Source organism: Pseudomonas sp. C9D1 (genome assembly GCF_056491235.1).
This window is the reverse complement of record NZ_JBSZIE010000001.1, coordinates 1,160,780-1,184,675: the sequence shown is the minus strand read 5'-3', so window position 1 is coordinate 1,184,675 and position 23,896 is coordinate 1,160,780. Positions and strand designations below refer to the sequence as shown.

The following is a 23,896-nucleotide window of genomic DNA, read 5'->3' as shown; positions in this document are numbered from 1 at the left end:
GCTCCAAGTACTTGTCGCTTGGAGCTTGCAGCCTGACGCTCAGTTATTTAGTGGCCCACAGCACCAGCACGTCGGTACTGAAGGAGCCGTCTTCGGTGATTTCGAAATACTCGCGCACTTCCTCGCCCACCGCCTTCTGCAGGGCCAGGATGGCGTCGCGGAATACATCCGGCGTGCGCATGCAGGTGATCCAGGAGGCGAACTCCAGGCGCAGCCGCTGACGCGCATGGCGATCGACGAACAGACCGGCCTCGCTCACCTGGCGCAGCCACTCGGCGACGGAATAGTCGCGCACATGGCTGGTGTCGCGCAGCACTTCCACGGCCTGCAGGTGGGTGTCGAGCAGCGGGCTGCCCGGCGACGCCACGTCGATGAAGGCAGCGGTGCCGCCCGGCTTCAGCACCCGACGCACCTCGCGCAGGGCCAGGCCCAGGTCGCTCCAGTGGTGCGCGGAATAGCGGCTGAAGACGAAATCGAAGCTGGCATCGGCGAAGGGCAGGCGCTCGGCCGCCCCGCGCTCGGTGCGCAGGTTGCCCAGCCCACGCTCGGCAGCGGCCGCTGCGACCACCTCCAGCATCTGCTCGGAGAGGTCGTAAGCCACCACTTCGCCGACCAGCGGCGCGACATGGAAGCTGACATGCCCGGCGCCACAGCCGAGGTCGAGCACCCGGGCATCGCCCCGGCCCTCGACCGCCGCCTGCAGCAGCACGAACTCGGTGCCCTGGGCGTGCACGGCACTGCTCAGGTAGGCACTGGCCTGTTCGCCGAACTGGCGCTGCACCACCTGGGCATGGGCCTTGTCGCTCATCTCGCTCCCCTGCCTCAGGCGTCGCGGAACAGCCAGGGCTGCGCCTGGCGATGGCCACCCTCGAAGGCGCGAATGGCATCCGCGTCCTGCAGGGTCAGGCCGATGTCGTCGAGGCCGTTGAGCAGGCAGTGCTTGCGGAACGCGTCCACTTCGAAGCTGTACTGCTTGCCGTCCGGGCGGGTCACGGTCTGTGCGGCGAGGTCGACGGTGAGCTGGTAGCCCTCCTCCGCTTCGCACTGCTTGAACAGCTCGTCCACCTCTTCATCCTTGAGGATGATCGGCAGCAGGCCGTTCTTGAAGCTGTTGTTGAAGAAGATGTCGGCGTAGCTCGGCGCGATGATGGCGCGGAAGCCGTACTCCTCCAGGGCCCAGGGTGCGTGCTCGCGGGAGGAGCCACAACCGAAGTTCTCACGGGCCAGCAGCACGCTGGCGCCCTGGAAGCGCGGGAAGTTGAGGACGAAGTCCGGGTTCACCGGGCGCTTGGAGTTGTCCTGGTTGGGCTGGCCGACATCGAGGTAACGCCACTCGTCGAACAGGTTGGGGCCGAAGCCGGTGCGCTTGATCGACTTGAGGAATTGCTTGGGGATGATCTGGTCGGTGTCGACGTTGGCACGATCGAGCGGAGCGACGAGACCGGTGTGTTGGGTAAAGGCTTTCATCTCGCTCTCCTTACTTGAGCATCTCGCGAACATCGACGAAGCGGCCATTGACGGCGGCTGCGGCGGCCATGGCCGGGCTGACCAGGTGGGTACGACCACCGGCGCCCTGGCGGCCTTCGAAGTTGCGGTTGGAGGTGGAGGCGCAATGCTCGCCGCTTTCGAGGCGGTCCGGGTTCATCGCCAGGCACATGGAGCAGCCCGGCTCACGCCATTCGAAGCCGGCCTCGATGAAGATCTTGTCCAGCCCTTCCTGTTCGGCCTGCTGCTTCACCAGGCCGGAACCCGGTACCACCATCGCCTGCTTGACGGTGGTGGCGACCTTGCGGCCCTTGGCCACTTCGGCAGCGGCGCGCAGGTCTTCGATGCGCGAGTTGGTGCAGGAACCGATGAACACGCGGTCCAGCTGGATATCGGTGATCGCCTGGTTGGCGGCCAGGCCCATGTACTTCAGGGCACGGGTGATGGAATCACGCTTGACCGGGTCGGCCTCGACGGCCGGGTCCGGCACGCGCTGGTCGACCGGCAGCACCATCTCCGGCGAGGTGCCCCAGCTGACCTGGGGAATGATGTCTTCGGCGCGCATCTCGATCACGGTGTCGAAGTGCGCATCGGCGTCGGAAACCAGGTCGCTCCAGGCGGCCACGGCCTTTTCCCAGTCGGCGCCCTTGGGCGCGAAGGGGCGGCCTTCGACATAGGCGATGGTCTTCTCGTCCACCGCCACCATGCCCACGCGGGCACCGGCTTCGATGGACATGTTGCAGATGGTCATGCGGCCTTCCATGGACAGGTCGCGGATGGCGCTGCCGGCGAACTCCAGGGCGTGGCCGTTGCCACCGGCGGTGCCGATCTTGCCGATCACCGCGAGCACGATGTCCTTGGCGGTCACGCCGAAGGGCAGCGTGCCCTCCACGCGCACCTGCATGTTCTTCATCTTCTTGGCGATCAGGCACTGGGTGGCCAGCACGTGCTCCACCTCGGAGGTGCCGATGCCGTGGGCCAGCGCACCGAAGGCGCCGTGGGTGGAGGTGTGCGAGTCACCGCAGACCACGGTCATGCCCGGCAAGGTGGCACCCTGCTCCGGGCCGACCACGTGGACGATGCCCTGCCGTACGTCGTTCATCTTGAACTCGAGGATGCCGAAGTCGTCGCAATTCTCGTCGAGGGTCTGCACCTGGATGCGCGACACCTCGTCGGCGATGGCTTCGAGGCCGCCCTGGCGCTCGGCGCGGGTGGTCGGCACGTTGTGGTCCGGGGTCGCGATGTTGGCGTCGATGCGCCACGGCTTGCGGCTGGCCAGACGCAGGCCTTCGAATGCCTGGGGCGAGGTCACTTCGTGGAGGATGTGACGGTCGATGTAGATCAGCGACGAACCATCGTCGCGGCGCTTCACCTCATGCAATTCCCAGAGCTTGTCGTACAGCGTCTTGCCGGCCATCGGTGGGTCCTCATCAGCGTGTTTCTATGCCGGGGCTCTCATGGATAAAAAGGCCCCTTGGCTTGTGGGGATGATCCTAGGGATTTGACATGAATAACTCAAATTCATATTTTTCATCCAATGGATTCTCCTCAGGAATACCCTCAGCCACGCCCCCTGCCTGGAGCTCAAGCGCCAATGGACCTCGCCAGCCTCAATGCCTTCATCGCCATCGCCGAAACCGGCAGCTTCTCCGAGGCCGGCGAACGCCTGCACCTGACCCAGCCGGCGGTGAGCAAGCGCATCGCTTCCCTGGAGCAGCAGTTGAACGTGCGCCTGTTCGACCGCCTCGGCCGCGAAGTGGGCCTGACAGAAGCCGGCCGCGCCCTGCTGCCGCGTGCCTACCAGATCCTCAATGTGCTGGACGACACCCGTCGCGCCCTGAGCAACCTCTCCGGTGACATCAGCGGCCGCCTGACCCTGGCCACCAGCCACCACATCGGCCTGCATCGCCTGCCGCCGCTGCTGCGGGCCTTCACCCGTGCCTACCCGCAGGTGGCGCTGGACATCCAGTTCCTCGATTCCGAAGTCGCCTATGAAGAGATCCTCCATGGCCGCGCCGAGCTGGCGGTGATCACCCTGGCCCCGGAAACCGCCCTGCCCGTGCAGGCGGTGCCGGTTTGGGACGACGCCCTGGACTTCGTCGCCGCCCCCGAACATCCGCTGGCCCGCGACAAGACCATCTTCCTCGCCGACGTGGCCAAGCACCCGGCGGTGTTCCCCGGCGGCAACACTTTCACCCACCACATCGTGCGGCGCCTGTTCGAGGCCGAAGGGCTGACACCGAACATCGGCATGAGCACCAACTACATGGAGACCATCAAGATGATGGTCTCCATCGGCCTGGCCTGGAGCGTGCTGCCGCGCACCATGCTCGACGAGCAGGTGGTGCGCCTGCCGCTGCAGGACATCCAGCTGAGCCGCAAGCTCGGCTACATCCTGCACACCGACCGCACCCTGTCGAACGCAGCCAAGGCCTTCATGGCCCTGCTCGACGCCCAGCGCGACAATCTTGCGTAGCCCCCGAACCAGGGGCTAACGTGAGCCGCATAACGATAAGAAAAGGCCCGTGCATGCCCCAGCCACCCCGCCCACTCTCCGCCCGCACCGCGCCACACTGCAGCCTCCGGACCGGAAAGGGCCGCCATGACCAAGCCATCTGATCGCCCGCCACTGCCCTTCATCCCCGCCCTCGACCCCGGCGAGTTCGAGCAGAGCTGGCAGGACACGCAACGCCTGCTCGCCGCGCTCAATGGCGCGCGGCTGGGCGCCTGGGACTGGGATATCGCCAGCGGCCGGGTCAACTGGTCCCGCGGCGCCCAGGCGCTGTTCGGCCTGGACCCCAAGCGCCCGCTGCGCACCCAGGTCGACTACATCGAACTGATTCCCGAGGAAGACCGCGCCGGCGTGCTCGAACTCTTCGCCCGGGTGCTGTCCGGCGCCCACCCGGACCGCGCCTTCCGCCACCGCATCCGCTGGCCCGACGGCAGCCTGCACTGGCTGGAGATCAGCGGCAGCCCGCAGGAAGACCCCGACGGGCGCAAGCGCATCATCGGGGTGATCCGCGACGTCACCGAGCAGCAGGAGCGGGCCGAGGCGCTGGAGAACTCCCAGCGACGCTTCTCCAGCCTGTTCCACTTGAGCCCCGACGTGATCCTGCTGGTGCGCATGGACGGCGGCATCATCACCGAGGCCAACCAGCACTTCGAAAGCGTGTTCGGCTGGCCGGCCGCCGAGGTGGTCGGACGCAGCACCCAGGAACTGGGCATCTGGGTCCACCCGCAGCAGCGTGAACTGCTCTACCGCAACAGCCACGGCTCGGAAGACCCCATCGTCCAGGAGGTGCAACTGCGCACCCGCGACGAGCGGGTGCTCGACGGGGTGCTGTCCAGCCAGTTCGTCGACCTGGACGGCGAATCCTTCCTCATCAGCACCTTCCTCGACACCACCGAGCGCAAGCGCGCCGAAGCCGCCCTGCGCACCAGCGAGGAGAAGTTCTCCAAGGCCTTCCGCAGCACCCCCGATGCCGTGGTCATCACCGACCGCGAGACCGGTTGCTTCATCGAGGCCAACCCCGGCTTCCAGCGCCAGTTCGGCTGGGATGCCAGCGAAACCATCGGCCGCAGCTCGCTGGAACTGGGTATCTGGGTCCATGTCGAGCAGCGCCGCGAGATGCTCGACGCCTTCGGCAACAGCGGCATCCTCGCCGGCCTGGAGGTGCAACTGCGCGGCCGCGACGGCAGCGTCAGCACCAACCTGCTGTATGGCGACCAGATCCAGCTCAACGGCCGTACCTGCCTGGTGCTGACGGTGCGCGACATCACCGAGATGCGCGCCCAGGAGCGCGCCCTGAAGGACAGCCAGGAGCGCCTGGCACTGGCCCTGGAATCCGCCGACCTGGGCACCTGGGATTGGCACATCCCCAGCAGCAGCCTCTATGGCTCGGCCCGGGCCTCGGCGCTGCATGGGCTGGCCACCGAGCCGTACGAGGGCGACTTCAAGAACTTCTTCAGCTTCGTGCCCCTGGAAGACCAGATGGCCATGCGCCAGGCCTACCAGGACCTGCTCACCGGCGTGACCAAGGACTACCAGTTCACCTACCGCTCGCGCTTCGCCAATGGCGAGATCCATTTCCTGGAAAGCACCGCCAAGCTCTACCGCGACGAAGCGGGCGAGCCGCTGCGCATGGCCGGCATCCTCATCGACATCACCGAACGGGTGCGCCGCGAGCAGCGCCTGGCGGCGTCGGAGGAGAAGTTCGTCACCCTGTTCCAGGCCAGCCCCGACCCCATCTGCGTGACCCGCGTGCGCGACGGCGCCTTCATCGAGATCAACCCCAGCTTCACCGAGGTGTTCGGCTGGCGCCCCGATGAGATCGTCGGCCGCTGTGCACCGGAGATCGCCTTCTGGGCCGACCTGGAGCAGCGCGACCAGCTTTCGCGCACGCTGATGCGCGACAAGGGCCTGGACAACGTCGAGGCCCAGTACCTGACCCAGGACGGACGGATGCTGACCTGCGTAGTGTCCAGCCGCTTCATCCGCGTCGACCGCCAGCTGTGCATCACCACCACCTTCCGCGACATCACCGAGCGTCAGCAGTCCGAAGCAGCGCTCAAGGCCAGCCAGGAGAAGTTCGCCAAGGCGTTCCACTCCAGCCCCGACGCCATCACCATCACCGAGCGCGACACGGGCCGCTACATCGAGGTCAATGAAGGCTTCTGCCGCCTCACCGGCTACAGCGCCGAGGAAGTAATCGGGCGCACCACCGACGACCTGCACATCTGGGCCCGGCCCGATGAGCGCGAGCACCTGATCGAGGTCATGCGCCGCGATGGGCGCGCGCACCACCTGGAGATGTGCGGCCAGCACCGCGACGGCACGCGCAAGGTGGTGGAGGTCTCGGTGGAGCAGATCGACCTCGACGGCAAGGCCTGCCTGCTGCTGACGGCCCGCGACATCAGCGCGCTGAAGGACGCCCAGGCACAGATCCAGCACCTGGCGTACCACGACTCGCTGACCAACCTGCCCAACCGCGCCCTGCTGATGGACCGGCTGACCCAGCAGATCGCCCTGCTGCGCCGCCATAAGCTGCGCGGTGCCCTGCTGTTCCTCGACCTCGACCACTTCAAGCACATCAACGACTCCCTCGGCCATCCGGTGGGCGACTCGGTGCTGAAGATGGTCACCGCACGCCTGGAAGCCAGCGTGCGCCTGGAAGATACGGTCGCGCGCCTGGGCGGCGACGAATTCGTGGTGCTGCTCACCGGCCTGGAGGGCAAGCGCTCCGAGGTGACGCGCCAGGTGCGGCAGATCGCCGACAAGCTGCGCAAGCTGCTGGCCGAGCCCATGTTGCTGGACGGCCACCACCTGCAGGTCACGCCGAGCATGGGCGTGGCGCTGATTCCCGATCACGGCGAGACGCCCGCCGACCTGCTCAAGCGCGCCGATATCGCCCTGTACCGAGCCAAGGATTCGGGGCGCAACGCCATCCAGATGTTCCGAGCCACCATGCAGGAGGCGGCCAGCGAGCGCCTGCGCCTGGAGAACGACCTGCGCCTGGCGCTGGTTCGCGGCGAGTTCGAGCTGTACTTCCAGCCCCAGGTGGACGCCCGCAGCAACCGGGTGATAGGCGCCGAAGCGCTGCTGCGCTGGATGCACCCGACCCTGGGGCCGCAGTCGCCGGCGCAGTTCATCCAGGTGCTGGAGGAAAGCGGGATGATCCTCGAGGTGGGCAGCTGGGTGCTGGCCGAGGCCTGCCGGGCCTGCGAGCGACTGCTCGTCGATCGGCTGGCCAGTTCCGACGACTTCAGCCTGTGCGTGAACATCAGCCCCCGGCAGTTCCGCCAGAACGATTTCGTCGAACGCATCGAGAAGAGCCTGGTCGATACCCGCTTGCCACACGGCATCCTCAAGCTGGAGATCACCGAAGGCATCGTCATCCAGAACCTCGACGACACCATCGGCAAGATGCGCCGCCTGAAGAAGCTCGGCGTGAGTTTCGCCATGGACGACTTCGGCACCGGCTACTCCTCCCTGACCTACCTCAAGCGCCTGCCGGTGGATGTGCTGAAGATCGACCAGTCATTCGTCCGCGATGCCACCAACGACCCCAACGATGCCGAAATCATCCGCGCCATCGTCGCCATGGCCCGCAGCCTGGGCCTGGGCATGGTGGCCGAAGGGGTGGAGCTCAAGGAGCAGCTGGACTTCCTCGAACAGCAGGGCTGCCACCTGTACCAGGGCTACCTGTTCAGCCGGCCGGTGCCGCTGGAGGAGTTCCGCGCGCTGCTGGCCAGGAACAACCAGCAGGCCCTACCCCCGGCCCCATGAAAAAGGGCGCCCGCAGGCGCCCTCTTCGTTGCAGCAAGCGCTGCCGGATCAGTTCTCCAGCACCGCGCGGGCACCATTGATGGGGATGCGCTTGGCCTTGGCGTCTTCCGGCACGATGCGTACCAGGTCGATGTTCAGCAGGCCGTTCTGCAGCCCGGCGCTGCGCACTTCGATGTGGTCGGCCAGGCGGAACGACAACTTGAAGCCACGCTGGGCGATGCCCTGGTGCAGGTAGGTCACGCTCTCGACACCCTTGTCGCGCTTGCCACCACTGACGGTGAGCACGCCACGCTCGACCTGCAGCTCCAGGTCTTCTTCCTGAAAGCCGGCTGCAGCGACCACGATGCGGTACTGGTCATCACCGTGCTTCTCGACGTTGTAGGGCGGATAGCTGCTGCCGCTGTCGTTGCGTTGGGCGGACTCGAACAGGTCGTTGAACCGGTCGAAGCCCACGGAATGACGGAACAGCGGAGCGAGGGAAAATGCAGTGGTCATGAAAATCTCTCCTGAATAATCAGCAAGTGTCTACAGTCGCAGGACCCGACTTCGGCATCCCGCATTCCCCTAGATAGGGACGGCCGAAATGATTTCAAGGGGCTTTTTTTCAATGGAGGCTCCGTGCACAAGGTCATGCTCATCACCGGCGCCAGCCGAGGCATCGGCGCCGCCACCGCGCGACTGGCGTCGGCGCGCGGCTATGCGTTGTGCATCAACTACCGGCAACAGCGCGAGGCGGCCGCGCAACTGGTGGACGAGATCACGCGCCAGGGTGGCCGGGCCATCGCGGTTGCCGCGGACGTGGCCGACGAGCGACAGGTGGCGCAGTTGTTCGCAGCCATCGATAGCGAATTCGGCCGTCTGGATGTGCTGGTCAACAACGCCGGAATGCTCGAACGCCAGGCACGCCTGGAGGAGATCGACGGCGCCCGGCTGCTGCGGGTGTTCGGCGCCAACGTCTTCGGCAGCTTCCACTGCGCCCGCGAGGCGATCCGCAGGATGTCTACCCGCCACGGCGGCCGGGGCGGCGCGATCATCAACCTGTCGTCCATCGCCGCGCGCCTGGGTGCGCCCAACGAGTACATCGACTATGCGGCGGCCAAGGGCGCCATCGACGCGATGACGGTAGGGCTGGCCAAGGAAGTAGCGGCCGAAGGCATCCGGGTGAACGCGGTGCGGCCCGGCGTGATCCGCACGGAAATCCATGCCAGTGGCGGGGAGCCGGAGCGGGTGGAGCGGGTCGCCGCCAGCATCCCCCTGGGCCGGGGCGGCGAAGCGGAGGAAATCGCCAAGGCCATTCTCTGGCTGGCCAGCGACGAGGCCTCGTACACCACCGGCGCCCTGCTGGACGTCGCCGGCGGCCGCTGAGCACGCGCATCGTAGGTTGGCGCCGAGCGCAGCGAGGCCCAACGAAACAACCCTGATGCTGTGCCTCGTACCTCAGTGCGTAGCCCGGGCTTCAGCCCGGGAAAACCAAGGAACAAGGCGCATCAGGCCGCCGCGAACTCCCGCTCCAGGCTGGGCAGGCCCAGCAAGGCGTCGATACGGGCACAGTCGCTTTCGCGGCGGATCTCGGTGAACAGCAGCACGGCCTCCGGGTAGGTGCGCGTAAGCATCGCCAGCCATTGCTTGAGCCGCCCCGGGGCGTAACGCGGGGCAAGCTTGCGCCGAGCCTGGCGCCAGAAGTCGCGGAGCAGCGGCTGGAACTCCGCCCAGCTCTTCTCCTCGGGTGTTTCGCCGGCACGCACGGCGGCGATCTGCCGGGCCAGGTCGGGGCGCGAGACCAGGCCGCGACCGAGCATGATGTCCTCGACGCCGCTGACCTCGCGGCAGCGTCGCCAGTCGTCCAGCGTCCACACCTCGCCATTGGCGAATACCGGCACCTTGACTACATCCTGCACCCGCGCCACCCACTCCCAGTGGGCCGGCGGCTTGTAGCCCTCGACCTTGGTGCGTGCATGCACCACCAGTTGCGAGGCGCCACCTTCGGCCAGGGCCAGGGCGCAGTCGAGCGCGCCATCGGGGCTGTCGAAGCCCAGGCGCATCTTCGCCGTGACCGGAATGGCGGCAGGCACCGCACGGCGCACGCCACTGACGATGGCATGCAGCAGCTCGGGCTCCTTGAGCAGCACGGCGCCGCCACGGGACTTGTTCACCGTTTTCGCCGGGCAGCCGAAGTTGAGGTCGATCACCGGCGCGCCCAGTTCGCAGGCGTATGCAGCGTTTTCCCCCAGGCACACCGGGTCGGAGCCCAGCAGCTGCACGCGCATCGGCGTGCCGGCACGGGTGCGCGCACCACTCTCCAGCTCGGGAGCGAGCTTCTGGTAGGTGCTGGCCGGCAGCAGGCGATCGCTGACGCGGATGAACTCGCTGACGCACCAATCGATGCCGCCCACACGGGTCAGCACGTCTCGGAGAATCTCGTCAACCAGGCCCTCCATGGGCGCCAGGGCGATTTGCATAGGGGAAGCCTTGGAAAAATGGGCGCGTAGTGTAAGCGTGGAGCGGGCCTGCACAGAATCCTCCCGACGAAAACCGCGGGAGCAAGTTCGCGCCGGCGCAGTCGAAAGCCTTATGCCCTGGAGAAGGAACCGCCGATGAAGACGCTCCGCCCTGCCCTGCTCTGCCTGGCTCTTGGCAGCCTGGCCCCGCTGGCCGATGCAGAAACCCTATTGGAGAGCCCGCTGCAACCGGCACCCGACTCAGTGGCGGAGCTGGTGGTCAGCCGCGACGAGAACGCCGCCAATGCCTGCGAAGTGGGCCTCTACCTGCAGGACGAACTGGTGGCGCAACTGTCTGCCGGGCAGGCCATCAGCCTCAGCGTGCCGGCCGGCGAGATGACCCTGAACGTCGCCCAGAGCCCCTCGGGCTATTGCGCCAGCAACCTCACCGGGCGCCCGCAGTCGGTGCTGATCCAGCCCGGCGAGCGGCGGCACTTCCGCATCGTGCAGAACCCGACCGAGCTGTTCCTGTCGCCAGCGGTGGACTGAGCGCTCAGAGCTCCAGGGGGAACGGCTGCATCAATGCGCGGCCATAGCCCTCGATGAATTCCGGCGGCATGCGCTTGGGGCGGCCGCTGGAAAGCTCGATGCAGACGAAGGTGGTCCTGGCCCGCAGCAGGGTCGCGCCGTCTTCGGGGCGGATCAGCTGGAAGCGGCGGTCCATCTTCAGGCGCTGGTCGGATTCGACGATCCAGGTGGCCATCTGCAGCTCCTGCTCCTCGTAGGCAGCAGCGAGGTAGTCGATCTCGTGGCGCACCACGGCCATGGCGCGATCCAGGCGGCGGTATTCGGCCAGGTCCAGCCCCAGACTCTGGGAGTGGCGCCAGGCGCAACGCTCCAGCCAGCTGACGTAGACGGCGTTGTTGGCGTGGCCGAGGCCGTCGATGTCATCGGCGGCGACCTTGATGTCGATGACGAAGGGGGTGGACAGGTCCCAGTTCATCAGGCGTGCTCCGAGTTGCTGGCCAGCTCGCGCGCTTCGGCGGCGAGTTGGGTGATCTGGTCCCAGGCGCGGGCGCGGATCAGGCTCGACGGCGCGATCCAGGTGCCGCCGACGCAGGCGACGTTGGGCAGTTGCAGGAAGCCTTGCAGGTTGTCCGGCGTGACCCCGCCGGTGGGGCAGAAGCGGATGCCGGTGAAGGGCCCCTTGAAGCTCTTGAGCATCTTCACGCTGGCATTGCCGTTGGCCGGGAACAGCTTCAGCGAGCGGTAGCCGTATTCCAGGGCCAGCAGCACTTCCGAGGGGGTCATCACCCCGGGCAGGTACGGCAGGCCGGAATCTTCCGCCGCTGCAGCCAGGCGTTCGGTGCAACCGGGGCTGACGGCGAAGTGGGCACCGGCGTCGCGGGCCTCGAGGAACTGCTCGGTGTGGATCAGGGTGCCCGCGCCCACCAGCAGGTCCGGGAATTCCTTGCGGATCGCCGCCACCGCGTCCAGGGCACGCGGCGTGCGCAGCGTCACCTCCAGCACCTCGATCCCACCGGCACTGAGCGCGCCGGCCAGGTCCAGGGCCAGCCCCGTGTCTTCGATGACCAGCACCGGCAGGACGGGTCGCGCCCGCTGCAGCACCACATCCATAGTCAGGCTCATTGCATCTTTCCCCTTGATTCGTGCCTCCGGCCCCGCGCTCGGGCCCGGAATTGATTCGCCCCGGCGACCACGCCCGGGCCGCCGCTGGCGGCGCAACAGACATGGACCTTGGAAGCGCAGCATCGACGGCAGGTCACCGACCGGCGGTGGGCCTTCGACGCATTCCATTGGCGAATCTTCCTGCACCCGGCGGCTGTCGCCAAGCCCGCCGTGCAAGGGGAGCGCGATCAGGCGCTGGCGCGCAGGCCGACCTCGTCGAACAGATGCAGCACCGCCGCCACCACGCGCGGGTCGGCCAGTACCCGCTGGTGCCCTCCTCCCTCCAGGCGCAGCAGCTGGCTGTCGGACCAGGCCTCGTGGATGCGGCCGGCCTCGATCACGGGGACCATGCGATCGTCCTCCGCGTGGACGACCAGGCCTGGGATATCCAGGCGGTAGCGGCGTACATCGATGTCCTCGGCGGGAATGCCGGCGTGCTCGCCGACGCGCCTGATGAACTGCTCGCCGGCCCGGGGCGGCAAGCCGATGAAGCGGGCGAAGCCGCGCAGCATCCCGAGGACGCGACTGGGCGCGGCGATGGTGACAAGGGCCTGGGTTCGCAGTCCCAGCTGGGTGGCGAACATGGCGCTGACGCCGCCCATGGAGTGGCCCACCACCCCGTGCAGCGGTGGCAGCTCCTCGGCCGCTTCGAGCAGCGCGCGGGCGAAGAGCACGATGTTCGCCTCGCGCCCCGGCGAGTGGCCATGGGCAGGCGCGTCGAGGGCCACCACGCCATAGCCGGCCTGTACCAGGGCATCGATCAGGCTGGCGAACTGGGTCGGGCGCCCCTCCCAGCCATGCATCAGCAACACGGTCGGGCCACTGCCCCAGCGCAAGGCGGAGAGGCCGAAACGCAGGGTGATGCGCTCGGCGCGCTCGAGCCAGGGCAGCTCCCAGTCACGGGGATGGGTGTCGCGGGGCGTCATGAAGCGCCGCCGGGCCTGGTCGGCGACGTGCCGGGGCGCCACGCGGCCGACGGTGGCGTTGAATCCTCGGAGCAGGTCCAGGCTGTTCATCTCGTTTCTCCTAGATCACCGCCATACGGGCGGCACGCAGTATCCGGTCCGACAGCTCGCCGGCCCCCAGGGCACGGGCAAGGGCCAGGCCGCCCACCATCAGCGCGATGTCGGCCAGGGCCTTGTCGCCGTCTTCGGGGGAAACGGCGAGATCGGCCGCGAGCAATTCGAGGTGTTCGGCCAGCAAGTGCTGGTAGGGCTCGGCGTTGCGCGCCACCTCGCCCACCGAACCGGGGAGCGGGCAACCACGGTCGGTGCTGTCGCGGTGACGACGGGATAGGTAGAAGGCCGCCGCGAGGGTGCGCCGGTCAAGTGGCGCGAGCGTCGAGTCGAGCTGTTTCATCGATTGCCGCCGCTCCCGCAGCAGCTCGCCGAACGCCTCCACCATCAACGCCTCCTTGCTGTCGAAATGGGCATAGAAGCCACCCACCGTGAGCCCGGCAGCCGCCATCACCTCGCTGACACTGGGCTCCAGCGGGCCCCGGGTGAACAGCGCCCTGCCCGCCTCGGCGAGGATACGCTTGCGTGTCTGACTACTCTTGTCACTCACGGCCGTCTCCCGTTGCATGATGGCAATCATATTATATTCATCATTCAATCTGGCAAGCCTTTATGCACACCACCGGTCGAGAGACGGCAAGAGCGGGAAAAAACGAGGGGGATGAGATTTTTCGGAGCGAAAAAACAAAAGGGCCACTCCATGACGGAATGACCCTTAAAAGCCCCGCAGAGCGGGAAAAAGTGGCGTCCCCTAGGGGACTCGAACCCCTGTTACCGCCGTGAAAGGGCGGTGTCCTAGGCCACTAGACGAAGGGGACTTTAAACCTTCGAAAAGCAAGGCCAGCCCGGAGGCTGGCCTTATTTCGATGCACTAGACATCTGATTTGGTGGAGCTAGACGGGATCGAACCGTCGACCTCTTGCATGCCATGCAAGCGCTCTCCCAGCTGAGCTATAGCCCCGAAACCTTCTCGGTGCGCGATCAACCTGATGGTTGTCGCTGCTGGAAAGTGGCGTCCCCTAGGGGACTCGAACCCCTGTTACCGCCGTGAAAGGGCGGTGTCCTAGGCCACTAGACGAAGGGGACTTTAACCTTCGTAGGACCGCAGCCTTGGCTGCGAATCCTGGCAATTTGGTGGAGCTAGACGGGATCGAACCGTCGACCTCTTGCATGCCATGCAAGCGCTCTCCCAGCTGAGCTATAGCCCCACAGTAACGCTGGAACATCTCACTTCGCTTTCGAGTTCGTCGTGAGAACGGGGCGCATACTAAGGGCGACCCTGAAGGCTGTCAACAAAATTTTTCACCGGGATCGAAAAAATTTCATCGCAAGAACAATCACTTACCGGATTCGGCGGGAAGCCCCCGTGCGCTGCCACCGATGAGCGAACCTAGCGCCCTCCCCTGGACAAGAAAAGGCCCGCGCGAGGCGGGCCTTGTCGAAGGAGAATCACTCAGCCAGGAATGGCGTCGCGAATCTTCTCCCACTCCTTGGTTTCCTTCTTCGACGCACCGCCCAGCAGCTCCAGCGCCTGACGCAGGCGGAAGCGGGTGAGGTCGGCACCGAGGACTTCCATGGCATCCAGCACGGAGACGGAGCTGGCCTGGCCGGTGATGGCCGGGAACATCAGCGGCATCACGTCACGCAGCTTGAGCTCAAGGTGCTCGGCAACCCCCTGGATGCAGGCGGTGATGCGCTCCTTGTCCCACTGGCGCAGCGACTCCAGCTTCCACAGGACCAGCTGCATGACCTGGCGCACCTGGTCGGGCGAGAGCTTCTTGTGCTCGAACAGCTTGGCATCCAGCGGCAGCGCACCGGCGAAGAAGAAGCCGGCCAGCGGGGCGATCTGGCTGAAGGTCTCGACGCGGCCCTGTACGTGGGGCGCGATCTTCATCAGGTACTCGGGATTCAGCGCCCACTTCTGCACCTCGGCGGCAAAACGCTCCACCGGCAGCTCGCGGATCCACTGGCCGTTGAGCCAGGAGAGCTTCTCCAGATCGAAGATCGGACCGCCCAGGGAGACGCGCGAGAGGTCGAAGTGCTCGATCATTTCCGCCAGGGAGAACTTCTCGCGCTCGTCCGGCATCGACCAGCCCATGCGGCCGAGGTAGTTGAGCATCGCCTCGGGCAGGTAGCCCATGCGCTCGTAGAAGGTGATGGAGGTGGGGTTCTTACGCTTGGAGAGCTTGCTCTTGTCCGGGTTGCGCAGCAGCGGCATGTAGCAGAGCACCGGTTGCTCCCAGCCGAAGTACTCATACAGCTTGATCAGCTTGGGCGCCGAGGGCAGCCACTCTTCGCCGCGCAGCACGTGGGTGATGCCCATCAGGTGGTCGTCGACCACGTTGGCGAGGAAGTAGGTGGGCAGGCCATCGGTCTTCATCAGCACCTGCATGTCCATGCGATCCCATGGGATCTCGACATCGCCACGGAGCATGTCCGGCACCACGCAGACGCCCTCGGTGGGCATCTTCATGCGCACGACATGAGGCTCACCAGCGGCGATGCGTTCGCTCGCCTCATCGTGGCTCAGGTTGATGCAGTGGCCGTCGTAACGCGGGGTTTCCTTGCGCTCGGTCTGCTCGGCACGCAGCTTGTCCAGACGCTCGGCGGTGCAGAAGCAGGGGAAGGCGTGGCCCTTGTCCACCAGCTCCTGGGAGTACTTCTTGTAGATCTCGCCACGCTCGCTCTGGCGATACGGGCCGTGCGGGCCGCCGACGTCCGGGCCCTCGTCCCACTCGATGCCCAGCCAGCGCAGGGCGTCATAGATCTGCTGTTCGGATTCGCGGGTGGAGCGAAGCTGGTCGGTGTCTTCGATGCGCAGGATGAACTGGCCACCGTGCTGACGGGCGAAGCAGAGGTTGAACAGGGCGATATAGGCGGTGCCGACGTGCGGGTCGCCGGTTGGCGAGGGCGCAATGCGGGTACGGACAGTGGTCATGGCGGGTCCTGGTGCGGAACGGTCAAAGGCGCGATGTTAGCAGGGGCGCGGCGCCATGCTCCAGCCAGTGGCTGCGATCATTCGGCAGGCTGGCCATGAGGAAATCGAGGAAAGCCTTCACCTTCATCGCCTGGAAACGCCGGGAAGGATAGACGGCGTAGATTTCGCCGCTGGGTAACTGCACGCCCGGCAGCAATTCCACGAGTTCGCCGCGGCGCACCGCGTCCTCGGTGATCATCAACGGCAACGAGGCAATGCCTGCGCCGCTGAGCACCGCTTCGCGGGCGAAGGTGATGTTGTTGCAGTGCAACACACGCTGGCAGGGCACGCTTTCGTCCAGCAGCGGCCAGTAGCGTTGCGGGTCCTGGGGCAGCAGCACGGCGCGATGGCCAGCCAGGGCGAGCACATCATGGGGGGTACCGTGCGCTGCGAGGTAAGCGGGACTGGCGCAGAGGCGGCGTCCGTTCTCGAACAGCTTGCGGGCGATCAGGGTTGAATCCTGGGGCTGGCCGACCATGATGGCGATGTCGACCCCCTCTTCCAACGGGTCGACATCCCGCGAGGTGATCTCCACTTCGGCGGTTATCTGCGGGTACTGGCTCATGAAGGTGCCGAGGACCTTGCCGAGGAACAATTGGCCGAACTCGATGGGCGCGGTGATGCGCAGCAGACCGGAGGGCTCCTGCTGCAACTGCATGACGGCCTGCTCGGCCTCGGCGAAGTCGACCATGATCTGCCGGCAGCGCTCGTAATAGGCCTGCCCAACCTCGGTCAGGCGCAGTTTGCGCGTGGTGCGATTAAGCAGACGAACGCCCAGGCGCTCTTCCAGCAGGGCGATGCGGCGGCTCACGGTGGACTTCTGCATGCCCAGGCTGTGCGCGGCCTGGGTGAAGCTGTGCAGCTCTACGACGCGGGTGAAGATCAGGGCGTCATCCAGACCCATTATTGTTCCCCATAAGCAACAAAGTTTCTGAAGTGTACTGGCTACTTGCCTGACTGGAACAGTGCTAGATTCCCGCCTTTCCGCCCGCCCTTCGAGCTCCTGGAATGCCAGCCAAACTGCAACGTCGCCTGTTTATCTTCATTGTCCTGCTGATCCTCGTGGTGGGCGGCTTCTTCCTGCATTGGCTGCTGGTTGGCCGCTTCCTGGAAACCACCGATAACGCCTATGTCCAGGGCGAGATCACCCGCGTCTCCAGCCAGCTCGGTGCGCGTATAGAAGAAGTGCTGGTGGGCGACAACCAGCACGTGAAGAAAGGCGACCTGCTGGTGCGCCTGGAAGCAGAGGACTTCAAACTGGCCCTGCAGCGCGCCCAGGCCACCCTGGCAACCCGTGAGGCGGAGCTGGCCCAGTCGCGTAGCAAGCTCACCCAGCAGGACAGCATGATCGCCGCCAGCGAGGCCGACGTCGCGGCCAGCCAGGCGACCCTGGGCCGCACCCAGATCGACCTGTCCCGCGCCCAGACCCTGCGCAAGCCGGGCTATGTTTCCGAGGAGCGCGTCACCACCCTCTCCGCCGATTCCCGCGTGGCCCGCTCGCAAGTGGCCCGCGCCGAGGCCGACCTCAAGGCCCAGCGCGTGCAGACCGACGCACTGCGCGCCGACGTGAAGCGCCTGGAAGCGCAGATCGCCAACGCCCGTGCCGATATCGCCCAGGCCGAGCTGAACCTGACCCGTACCGAGATCCGCGCCCCCATCGACGGCATGGTCGGCCAGCGCGCCGCGCGCAACGGCCAGTACGTGCAGGTCGGCGCCCACCTGATGTCGCTGGTGCCGGACCAGGACATCTGGGTCCAGGCCAACTTCAAGGAAACCCAGATCGAGCACATGCAGCCCGGGCAGAAGGCCGAGCTGATCTTCGACAGCTTCCCGGGTACCCCCATCGAGGCGAAGGTCGAGAGCCTGTTCGCCGCCTCTGGCGCCCAGTTCAGCCTGCTGCCGCCGGACAACGCCACCGGCAACTTCACCAAGGTGGTGCAGCGCATCCCGGTGAAACTGACCTTCGACCGCGACAACCCGCTCAAGGGCCGCATCCGCCCCGGCATGTCGGTGCTGGTGAAAGTCGCCATCAAGCTGGATGAATGACGGTGGCCGGTGACACCCTGATCCGCCCCACCGGCGAGCCCAGCCGCCGCGACTGGATCGCCGTGATGAGCGCCATGCTTGGCGCCTTCATGGCGGTGCTGGATATCCAGATCACCAACTCCTCGCTGAAGGACATCCAGGGCGCGCTTTCGGCGACGCTGGAGGAAGGCTCGTGGATCTCCACCTCCTACCTGGTGGCCGAGATCATCATGATCCCGCTCACCGCCTGGCTGGTGCAGGTGCTCTCGGCGCGACGCCTGGCGGTCTGGGTATCCCTGGGTTTCCTCGCCTCTTCCCTGCTCTGCTCCTTCGCCTGGAGCCTGGAGAGCATGATCGTGTTCCGCGCCATGCAGGGTTTCACCGGAGGCGCGCTGATTCCGCTGGCCTTCACCCTCACCCTGATCAAGCTGCCGGAGCACCACCGGGCCAAGGGCATGGCGCTGTTCGCCATCACCGCCACCTTCGCGCCCTCCATCGGCCCGACCCTGGGCGGCTGGCTGACCGAGAACTTTGGCTGGGAATACATCTTCTACATCAACGTGCCCCCGGGCCTGCTGATGATCGCCGGGCTGATGTATGGCCTGGAAAAGAAGGCGCCGCATTGGGAGCTGCTGAAGAGCACCGACTACGCCGGCATCCTCACCCTGGGCCTCGGCCTGGGCTGCCTGCAGGTATTCCTCGAAGAGGGCCATCGCAAGGACTGGCTGGAGTCGCAGCTGATCGTCGGCCTGGGCAGCATCGCCCTGGTGAGCCTGGTGCTGTTCGTCATCCTGCAGACCTCGCGACCCAACCCGCTGATCAACCTGGGCATTCTGCGGAACCGCAACTTCGGCCTCTCGAGCATCTCCAGCGTGGGCCTGGGCATGGGGCTCTATGGTTCGATTTACGTACTGCCGCTGTACCTGGCGCAGATCCAGGGCTACAACGCGCTGCAGATCGGCGAAGTGATCATGTGGATGGGGGTTCCGCAGCTGTTCCTCATCCCGCTGGTGCCCAAGCTGATGAAGATCATCTCGCCCAAGCTGCTCTGCGCCCTGGGCTTCGGCTTGTTCGGCGCAGCCAGCTTCGCCTCGGGGGTGCTCAACCCGGACTTCGCCGGCCCTCAGTTCAACCAGATCCAGATCATCCGCGCGCTGGGCCAGCCCCTGGTGATGGTGACCATCTCGCTGATCGCCACCGCCTACATCATGCCGCAGGACGCGGGCTCGGCCTCCAGCCTGTTCAACATCCTGCGCAACCTCGGCGGCGCCATCGGCATTGCCCTGCTGGCCACCCTGCTGGACAGCCGCGCCAAGGTGTATTTCGACTACCTGCGCGAATCCCTGGTGCCGAGCAACCCGCAGGTGGCCGAGCGCCTGGCCCTGCTCAGCGAGAAGCTCGGCAGCGACCAGGCGGCCCTGGGCAAGCTCAGCGAGATCGCCCATCAGCAGGCGGCGATCATGGCGTACAATGACGCCTTCCATTTCATCGGCATCGCACTCGGCATCAGCATGATCGCCGTGCTGCTGACCCGTTCCCTGCCCGCTGGCGCCTCTGGCGGCGCCGCTCACTAACCCCGCGCGCTGCCTGAAGCGGCGCGCTCCGCTTCAGGCTTTGCATGTCCAGTATCAACGCAAGAACCCGCGCCCTCCTGCTGGTGGGCGCCTTCGCCCTCATCTACATCGGCTGGGGCACCACCTACCTGGCCAACCACTTCCTCCTGCGCGAGCAGCCGCCATTCGTCATCGCCACCCTGCGCTTCCTCTTCGCCGGCCTGCTGGCCCTCGGCTGGGTGTTGCTGCGTGGCCAGGCAAAGGTGCAACGCAGCGACCTGGGCAGCGCCTTTATCGGCGGGGTGATGCTGATCGCCGTGGGCCAGGGCGCGCTGATCTACGCCAACCAGTACCTGCCCACCGGGATGCTGGCGATGCTCTACACCACGCTGCCTCTATGGAGCGTGGCGCTGGAGTGGCTGCTGGACGAACGCCCGCCGCTCTGGGTGCTGTGCGGGCTGGCCATGGCCAGTGGCGGCATCCTGCTCTTGATGGGTAACGGGCTGGGCGAGAACCCTGGCTTCGAGCAGTGGTTCGCCGGCGCCCTGGTGGTGACCGCCACCCTGCTCTGGGCCGTAGGTGCCTGGCTGTTGCGCAAGCGTGGGCCCTTCCGCTCCAGCTGGATGGGCCTGGCCATGCAGATGCTCATGGGCACCGTGCTGCTGGCCGGCTTCGGCCTGTGGCGTGGGGACTGGCAGGGCTTCGAGCTGGCGCGGCTGTCCCCGACTGGCTGGGCGTGGCTGGCCTATCTGGTGCTGCCGGTGAGCCTTGGTGTCTACCCGGCTTATTTCTGGCTATTGCGCGAGGTGCGCCCGAGCCTGGTGTCCACCTTCGCCTTCGTCAACCCGGTGGTGGCGCTGCTGCTGGGCTTCCTGATCCTCGACGAACGCCTCAGCGTAACGGCATTGCTGGCCTGCCTGGCGACCCTGGGCGGGGTGATGATGATCATCTTCGGCAGGCGCTGAGCCGCAGACCGCGGATGGAAGAAGGGCGCCTGATGGCGCCCTTTTCGTTCACACCTGCAGCAACCTGTCGCGGAGCTTCTGGATCTCGTCGCGCAGCTGCGCGGCGGCCTCGAACTCCAGGTCGCGGGCCAGCTGGTACATCTTCTCTTCCATCTGGCGGATGCGCTTGGTGATCTCGCTCGGCGAGCGCAGTTCGGCTTCGTAGCGTGCGTGCTCCTCCGCCACCTTGGCCATGGCCTTGCGCTTGTTGCTGCGCGAGCCGGGCACGGTAGCGCCTTCGAGGATGTCCTGGACGTCCTTCTGCACGCCCCGGGGAACAATGCCGTTCGCCTCGTTGAACGCGATCTGCTTGTTGCGGCGGCGATCAGTCTCGTCGATGGCCCGCTGCATGGAGCCGGTCATGTTGTCGGCATAAAGGATCGCCTTGCCGTGCAGGTTACGCGCCGCGCGGCCGATGGTCTGGATCAGCGAGCGCTCGGAACGCAGGAAGCCTTCCTTGTCGGCATCGAGGATGGCCACCAGGGACACCTCGGGCATGTCCAGCCCCTCACGCAGCAGGTTGATGCCCACCAGCACGTCGAAGGCGCCGGTGCGCAGGTCGCGGATGATCTCGACGCGCTCCACGGTATCGATGTCCGAGTGCAGGTAACGCACACGCACATCGTGGTCGGCGAGGTAGTCGGTGAGGTCCTCGGCCATGCGCTTGGTCAGGGTGGTGACCAGCACGCGCTGCTCCACAGCAACGCGCTTGCGGATCTCGGAGAGCAGGTCGTCGACCTGGGTGGTGGCCGGGCGCACCTCGATCTCCGGGTCCACCAGGCCGGTCGGGCGCACCACCTGCTCCACCACGCGACCGGCATGCTCCGCCTCGTAGGGCCCGGGCGTTGCGGAAACGAAGATGGTCTGCGGGCTCATCGCTTCCCACTCGTCGAAACGCATGGGTCGGTTGTCCAGCGCCGACGGCAGGCGGAAACCGTACTCCACCAGGTTCTCCTTGCGCGAGCGGTCGCCCTTGAACATCGCACCGACCTGCGGAACGCTGACGTGGGACTCATCGATCACCAGCAGGGAGTTGGCCGGCAGGTAGTCATAGAGGGTGGGTGGCGCCTGGCCGGGCTCGCGTCCGGAGAGATAGCGCGAGTAGTTCTCGATGCCGTTGCAGTAGCCCAGCTCGACGATCATCTCCAGGTCGAAACGGGTGCGCTGCTCAAGGCGCTGGGCCTCCACCAGCTTGTTGTTGCTGCGCAGGTAATCGAGGCGCTCCTTGAGCTCTTCCTTGATCTTGTCCACCGCGCCGAGGATCACTTCCCGCGGCGTTACGTAGTGACTCTTGGGGTAGAAGGTGAAACGCGGCAACTTGCGGATCACCTCACCCGTCAGCGGATCGAAGGCCGACAGGCTCTCTACTTCATCATCGAAAAGCTCGACGCGGATGGCTTCGAGATCGGATTCCGCCGGGAAGATATCGATCACATCGCCGCGGACACGGAAGGTGGCACGGGCGAAGTCCATATCGTTGCGGGTGTATTGCAGGTCCGCCAGGCGGCGCAACAGCTCGCGTTGGTCGATCTTGTCGCCCCGATCGAGATGCAGAACCATCCGCAGGTAGGACGTGGGGTCGCCCAGGCCATAGATGGATGAAACCGTTGCCACGATGATCGCATCGGACCGCTCAAGCAGCGCCTTGGTGGCGGACAGGCGCATCTGCTCGATGTGGTCGTTGATCGAAGCGTCCTTCTCGATATAGGTATCCGAGGAAGGAACGTAGGCCTCTGGCTGGTAGTAGTCGTAATAGGAGACGAAATACTCGACGGAGTTGTTCGGGAAGAAGGCCTTGAACTCGCCGTAGAGCTGGGCAGCCAGCGTCTTGTTCGGCGCCAGTACGAGCGTTGGGCGCTGCACCTGGGAGATGACATTGGCGATGCTGAAGGTCTTGCCCGAACCGGTCACCCCCAGCAGCGTCTGGTGCGACAAGCCCGCTTCCAGGCCCTCGACCAGTTGGCGAATGGCTTCGGGTTGGTCGCCGGCCGGCTGAAAGCGGGTGACGAGTTGAAACTCTGACATGGCTGACCTCGGCAAAATGATGTGACACCCGCCCAGCGGCAGCGTCAAACCAGGCGAAAAGCTAGCGTACGTTGTCGCGGCACGCGACCTTGACCGCTATAATACCGGCCCGATTGCGCAACCCCAATGCACGATGCTCGCGGGGTTGCCAGGCCTCCAACTTCCTTCCTCTCGAGCAGCCGCATCATGAGTCTGTTTTCTGCCGTCGAAATGGCTCCGCGCGACCCCATCCTGGGCCTCAACGAAGCATTCAACGCCGATCCGCGTCCGACCAAGGTCAACCTTGGCGTGGGCGTCTACTACAACGAACAGGGCCGTATTCCGCTGCTGCGCGCCGTTGCCGAGGCCGAGAAGGCCCGCATCGAAGCCCATGCACCGCGCGGCTACTTGCCGATCGAGGGCATCGCCGCCTACGACCTGGCCGTGCAGAAGCTGCTGTTCGGTAACGACTCTGCGCTGATCGCGGACGGCCGCGTCATCACCACCCAAGCTGTCGGGGGCACCGGGGCCCTGAAGACCGGTGCCGACTTCCTCAAGCGCCTGCTGCCTGACGCCGTGGTCGCCATCAGTGACCCGAGCTGGGAAAACCACCGCGCGCTGTTCGAGTCCGCCGGCTTCCCGGTGCAGAACTACCGCTATTACGACGCAGCCAGCCACGGCGTGAACCGTGCCGGCATGCTCGAAGACCTCAAGGCCCTGCCTCCCCGTTCGATCGTCGTGATGCACGCCTGTTGCCACAACCCGACGGGCGTCGACCTGAACCTCGACGACTGGAAAGCCGTTCTGGAAGTGCTTCGCGAACGCGAGCACGTGCCCTTCCTCGATATCGCCTATCAGGGCTTCGGTGACGGCATTGAGCAGGATGCTGAAGCCGTTCGCCTGTTCGCACAGTCCGGCCTGAACTTCTTCGTCTCCAGCTCATTCTCCAAGTCGTTCTCGCTGTACGGCGAACGCGTTGGCGCCCTGTCCATCGTCACGGGCTCCAAGGACGAGGGCAGCCGCGTGCTGTCGCAAGCCAAACGCGTGATCCGCACCAACTACTCCAACCCGCCGACCCACGGCGCCACAGTCGTCGCCTCGGTGCTCAACAGCCCCGAACTGCGCGCGCTGTGGGAAGAGGAACTGGGCGAGATGCGCCAGCGTATCCGCGACATGCGCCTGGCCATGGTCGAGCAACTGGCCGCCTTCGGCGCCAAGCGCGACTTCAGCTTTGTAGCCCGCCAACGCGGCATGTTCTCCTACTCCGGCCTCACCGCCGAGCAGGTAGAACGCCTGAAGAACGAGTTCGGCATCTACGCCGTCAGCACCGGCCGCATCTGCGTCGCCGCATTGAATAACGGCAACCTGGAAAGCGTCACCCGCGCCATCACCCAGGTACTGTGAAAAAAGCAGGAGAAG

At 65.9% G+C, this 23,896-nt stretch carries 20 protein-coding genes and 4 tRNA genes; 8 read left to right on the top strand and 16 right to left on the bottom strand.

All coding sequences use genetic code 11. The annotated features are described in order from the left end of the window. Positions 1-43 precede the first annotated feature (43 nt). From ACXI0U_RS05550 to leuC, 3 genes are read right to left on the bottom strand one after another with little or no spacing between them, the layout of a single operon-like run. Complete coding sequence (locus tag ACXI0U_RS05550; protein ID WP_479549863.1) at positions 44-808, bottom strand: class I SAM-dependent methyltransferase; 765 nt, start codon at positions 806-808, stop codon at positions 44-46. A gap of 14 nt (positions 809-822) precedes the next feature. After that, positions 823-1,467 carry a 3-isopropylmalate dehydratase small subunit gene (leuD, locus tag ACXI0U_RS05545; RefSeq protein ID WP_021218581.1) on the bottom strand — a complete coding sequence of 215 codons (645 nt, stop codon included), beginning with the start codon at positions 1,465-1,467 and terminating at the stop codon, positions 823-825. 10 nt (positions 1,468-1,477) lie between these two features. After that, entirely contained in the window at positions 1,478-2,902 is a 1,425-nt protein-coding gene (gene leuC / locus ACXI0U_RS05540; protein ID WP_021218582.1) for a 3-isopropylmalate dehydratase large subunit, read from the bottom strand. A gap of 177 nt (positions 2,903-3,079) precedes the next feature. Between leuC and ACXI0U_RS05535 the strand changes: the two genes are divergently transcribed. Next, positions 3,080-3,961 carry a LysR family transcriptional regulator gene (locus tag ACXI0U_RS05535; RefSeq protein ID WP_021218583.1) on the top strand — a complete coding sequence of 294 codons (882 nt, stop codon included), beginning with the start codon at positions 3,080-3,082 and terminating at the stop codon, positions 3,959-3,961. Positions 3,962-4,087: 126 nt separating this feature from the next. Then, positions 4,088-7,771, top strand: coding sequence for a sensor domain-containing protein (locus ACXI0U_RS05530; protein WP_479549862.1), 3,684 nt, complete (start codon positions 4,088-4,090; stop codon positions 7,769-7,771). A gap of 48 nt (positions 7,772-7,819) precedes the next feature. Here the strand turns inward: ACXI0U_RS05530 and ACXI0U_RS05525 are convergent, their stop codons facing one another. Then, on the bottom strand, positions 7,820-8,266 hold the full coding sequence (locus tag ACXI0U_RS05525) for an Hsp20 family protein (RefSeq protein ID WP_021218585.1): 447 nt from the start codon (positions 8,264-8,266) through the stop codon (positions 7,820-7,822). 123 nt (positions 8,267-8,389) lie between these two features. Between ACXI0U_RS05525 and ACXI0U_RS05520 the strand changes: the two genes are divergently transcribed. Next, positions 8,390-9,136, top strand: coding sequence for an SDR family oxidoreductase (locus ACXI0U_RS05520; protein ID WP_479549861.1), 747 nt, complete (start codon positions 8,390-8,392; stop codon positions 9,134-9,136). A gap of 122 nt (positions 9,137-9,258) precedes the next feature. Here ACXI0U_RS05520 and ACXI0U_RS05515 read toward each other — a convergent pair whose 3' ends face one another. Next, the gene (locus ACXI0U_RS05515) at positions 9,259-10,230 is read right to left on the bottom strand and encodes a tRNA dihydrouridine synthase (protein WP_479549860.1); all 972 of its coding nucleotides are present in this window, start codon (positions 10,228-10,230) and stop codon (positions 9,259-9,261) included. A 135-nt stretch (positions 10,231-10,365) separates the two neighbouring features. Between ACXI0U_RS05515 and ACXI0U_RS05510 the strand changes: the two genes are divergently transcribed. Further along, the gene (locus ACXI0U_RS05510; RefSeq protein WP_479549859.1) at positions 10,366-10,758 is read left to right on the top strand and encodes a hypothetical protein; all 393 of its coding nucleotides are present in this window, start codon (positions 10,366-10,368) and stop codon (positions 10,756-10,758) included. A 4-nt stretch (positions 10,759-10,762) separates the two neighbouring features. Here the strand turns inward: ACXI0U_RS05510 and ACXI0U_RS05505 are convergent, their stop codons facing one another. The 10 genes from ACXI0U_RS05505 to ACXI0U_RS05460 all read right to left on the bottom strand — a co-directional run bounded on the left by ACXI0U_RS05505 (position 10,763) and on the right by ACXI0U_RS05460 (position 16,795). Next, complete coding sequence (locus tag ACXI0U_RS05505) at positions 10,763-11,212, bottom strand: acyl-CoA thioesterase (protein WP_265167947.1); 450 nt, start codon at positions 11,210-11,212, stop codon at positions 10,763-10,765. Continuing rightward, complete coding sequence (locus ACXI0U_RS05500; protein ID WP_031287421.1) at positions 11,212-11,859, bottom strand: bifunctional 4-hydroxy-2-oxoglutarate aldolase/2-dehydro-3-deoxy-phosphogluconate aldolase; 648 nt, start codon at positions 11,857-11,859, stop codon at positions 11,212-11,214. The genes ACXI0U_RS05505 and ACXI0U_RS05500 overlap by 1 nt, the downstream gene beginning before the upstream one ends. A 227-nt stretch (positions 11,860-12,086) precedes the next feature. After that, entirely contained in the window at positions 12,087-12,914 is an 828-nt protein-coding gene (locus ACXI0U_RS05495; protein ID WP_479549858.1) for an alpha/beta fold hydrolase, read from the bottom strand. A 10-nt stretch (positions 12,915-12,924) separates the two neighbouring features. Then, on the bottom strand, positions 12,925-13,464 hold the full coding sequence (locus tag ACXI0U_RS05490) for a TetR/AcrR family transcriptional regulator (protein ID WP_184490659.1): 540 nt from the start codon (positions 13,462-13,464) through the stop codon (positions 12,925-12,927). A gap of 192 nt (positions 13,465-13,656) precedes the next feature. Continuing rightward, positions 13,657-13,732 (bottom strand) — tRNA-Glu (locus tag ACXI0U_RS05485). 67 nt (positions 13,733-13,799) lie between these two features. Further along, positions 13,800-13,875, bottom strand: a tRNA-Ala gene (locus tag ACXI0U_RS05480). A 49-nt stretch (positions 13,876-13,924) separates the two neighbouring features. Next, positions 13,925-14,000, bottom strand: a tRNA-Glu gene (locus ACXI0U_RS05475). Between the two features lie 46 nt (positions 14,001-14,046). After that, a tRNA-Ala gene (locus ACXI0U_RS05470) sits at positions 14,047-14,122 on the bottom strand. Positions 14,123-14,367: 245 nt separating this feature from the next. After that, positions 14,368-15,852: a glutamate--tRNA ligase gene (gene gltX / locus ACXI0U_RS05465; protein ID WP_021217520.1), complete on the bottom strand. Its 1,485-nt coding sequence runs from the start codon at positions 15,850-15,852 to the stop codon at positions 14,368-14,370. A gap of 22 nt (positions 15,853-15,874) precedes the next feature. Beyond that, the gene (locus ACXI0U_RS05460; protein ID WP_021217519.1) at positions 15,875-16,795 is read right to left on the bottom strand and encodes a LysR family transcriptional regulator; all 921 of its coding nucleotides are present in this window, start codon (positions 16,793-16,795) and stop codon (positions 15,875-15,877) included. A gap of 104 nt (positions 16,796-16,899) precedes the next feature. On the opposite strand from ACXI0U_RS05460, the gene ACXI0U_RS05455 reads away from it, so the two are divergent. From ACXI0U_RS05455 to ACXI0U_RS05445, 3 genes are read left to right on the top strand one after another with little or no spacing between them, the layout of a single operon-like run. Then, positions 16,900-17,937 (top strand): HlyD family secretion protein, encoded by a 1,038-nt coding sequence (locus ACXI0U_RS05455; protein WP_184490657.1) that lies wholly within the window; start codon positions 16,900-16,902, stop codon positions 17,935-17,937. Positions 17,938-17,939: 2 nt separating this feature from the next. Next, positions 17,940-19,490 (top strand): MDR family MFS transporter, encoded by a 1,551-nt coding sequence (locus ACXI0U_RS05450; RefSeq protein WP_043243390.1) that lies wholly within the window; start codon positions 17,940-17,942, stop codon positions 19,488-19,490. Between the two features lie 44 nt (positions 19,491-19,534). Beyond that, on the top strand, positions 19,535-20,434 hold the full coding sequence (locus ACXI0U_RS05445) for an EamA family transporter (protein ID WP_021217878.1): 900 nt from the start codon (positions 19,535-19,537) through the stop codon (positions 20,432-20,434). A gap of 48 nt (positions 20,435-20,482) precedes the next feature. Here the strand turns inward: ACXI0U_RS05445 and uvrB are convergent, their stop codons facing one another. Continuing rightward, a complete protein-coding gene (gene uvrB / locus ACXI0U_RS05440; protein WP_184490656.1) occupies positions 20,483-22,498 on the bottom strand; it encodes an excinuclease ABC subunit UvrB in 2,016 nt (671 codons plus the stop codon). A 186-nt stretch (positions 22,499-22,684) separates the two neighbouring features. Between uvrB and ACXI0U_RS05435 the strand changes: the two genes are divergently transcribed. Further along, positions 22,685-23,881 (top strand): amino acid aminotransferase, encoded by a 1,197-nt coding sequence (locus tag ACXI0U_RS05435; RefSeq protein WP_265167944.1) that lies wholly within the window; start codon positions 22,685-22,687, stop codon positions 23,879-23,881. Positions 23,882-23,896: the final 15 nt, after the last annotated feature.

Excerpts from the sequence above, each read along its gene's own strand:
- ACXI0U_RS05550 (WP_479549863.1), bottom strand. The coding sequence starts at position 808 with ATGAGCGACAAGGCCCATGCCCAGGTGGTGCAGCGCCAGTTCGGCGAA.
- leuD (WP_021218581.1), bottom strand. The coding sequence starts at position 1,467 with ATGAAAGCCTTTACCCAACACACCGGTCTCGTCGCTCCGCTCGATCGT.
- leuC (WP_021218582.1), bottom strand. The coding sequence starts at position 2,902 with ATGGCCGGCAAGACGCTGTACGACAAGCTCTGGGAATTGCATGAGGTG.
- ACXI0U_RS05535 (WP_021218583.1), top strand. The coding sequence starts at position 3,080 with ATGGACCTCGCCAGCCTCAATGCCTTCATCGCCATCGCCGAAACCGGC.
- ACXI0U_RS05530 (WP_479549862.1), top strand. The coding sequence starts at position 4,088 with ATGACCAAGCCATCTGATCGCCCGCCACTGCCCTTCATCCCCGCCCTC.
- ACXI0U_RS05525 (WP_021218585.1), bottom strand. The coding sequence starts at position 8,266 with ATGACCACTGCATTTTCCCTCGCTCCGCTGTTCCGTCATTCCGTGGGC.
- ACXI0U_RS05515 (WP_479549860.1), bottom strand. The coding sequence starts at position 10,230 with ATGCAAATCGCCCTGGCGCCCATGGAGGGCCTGGTTGACGAGATTCTC.
- ACXI0U_RS05510 (WP_479549859.1), top strand. The coding sequence starts at position 10,366 with ATGAAGACGCTCCGCCCTGCCCTGCTCTGCCTGGCTCTTGGCAGCCTG.
- ACXI0U_RS05505 (WP_265167947.1), bottom strand. The coding sequence starts at position 11,212 with ATGAACTGGGACCTGTCCACCCCCTTCGTCATCGACATCAAGGTCGCC.
- ACXI0U_RS05500 (WP_031287421.1), bottom strand. The coding sequence starts at position 11,859 with ATGAGCCTGACTATGGATGTGGTGCTGCAGCGGGCGCGACCCGTCCTG.
- ACXI0U_RS05495 (WP_479549858.1), bottom strand. The coding sequence starts at position 12,914 with ATGAACAGCCTGGACCTGCTCCGAGGATTCAACGCCACCGTCGGCCGC.
- gltX (WP_021217520.1), bottom strand. The coding sequence starts at position 15,852 with ATGACCACTGTCCGTACCCGCATTGCGCCCTCGCCAACCGGCGACCCG.
- ACXI0U_RS05460 (WP_021217519.1), bottom strand. The coding sequence starts at position 16,795 with ATGGGTCTGGATGACGCCCTGATCTTCACCCGCGTCGTAGAGCTGCAC.
- ACXI0U_RS05455 (WP_184490657.1), top strand. The coding sequence starts at position 16,900 with ATGCCAGCCAAACTGCAACGTCGCCTGTTTATCTTCATTGTCCTGCTG.
- ACXI0U_RS05445 (WP_021217878.1), top strand. The coding sequence starts at position 19,535 with ATGTCCAGTATCAACGCAAGAACCCGCGCCCTCCTGCTGGTGGGCGCC.
- uvrB (WP_184490656.1), bottom strand. The coding sequence starts at position 22,498 with ATGTCAGAGTTTCAACTCGTCACCCGCTTTCAGCCGGCCGGCGACCAA.
- ACXI0U_RS05435 (WP_265167944.1), top strand. The coding sequence starts at position 22,685 with ATGAGTCTGTTTTCTGCCGTCGAAATGGCTCCGCGCGACCCCATCCTG.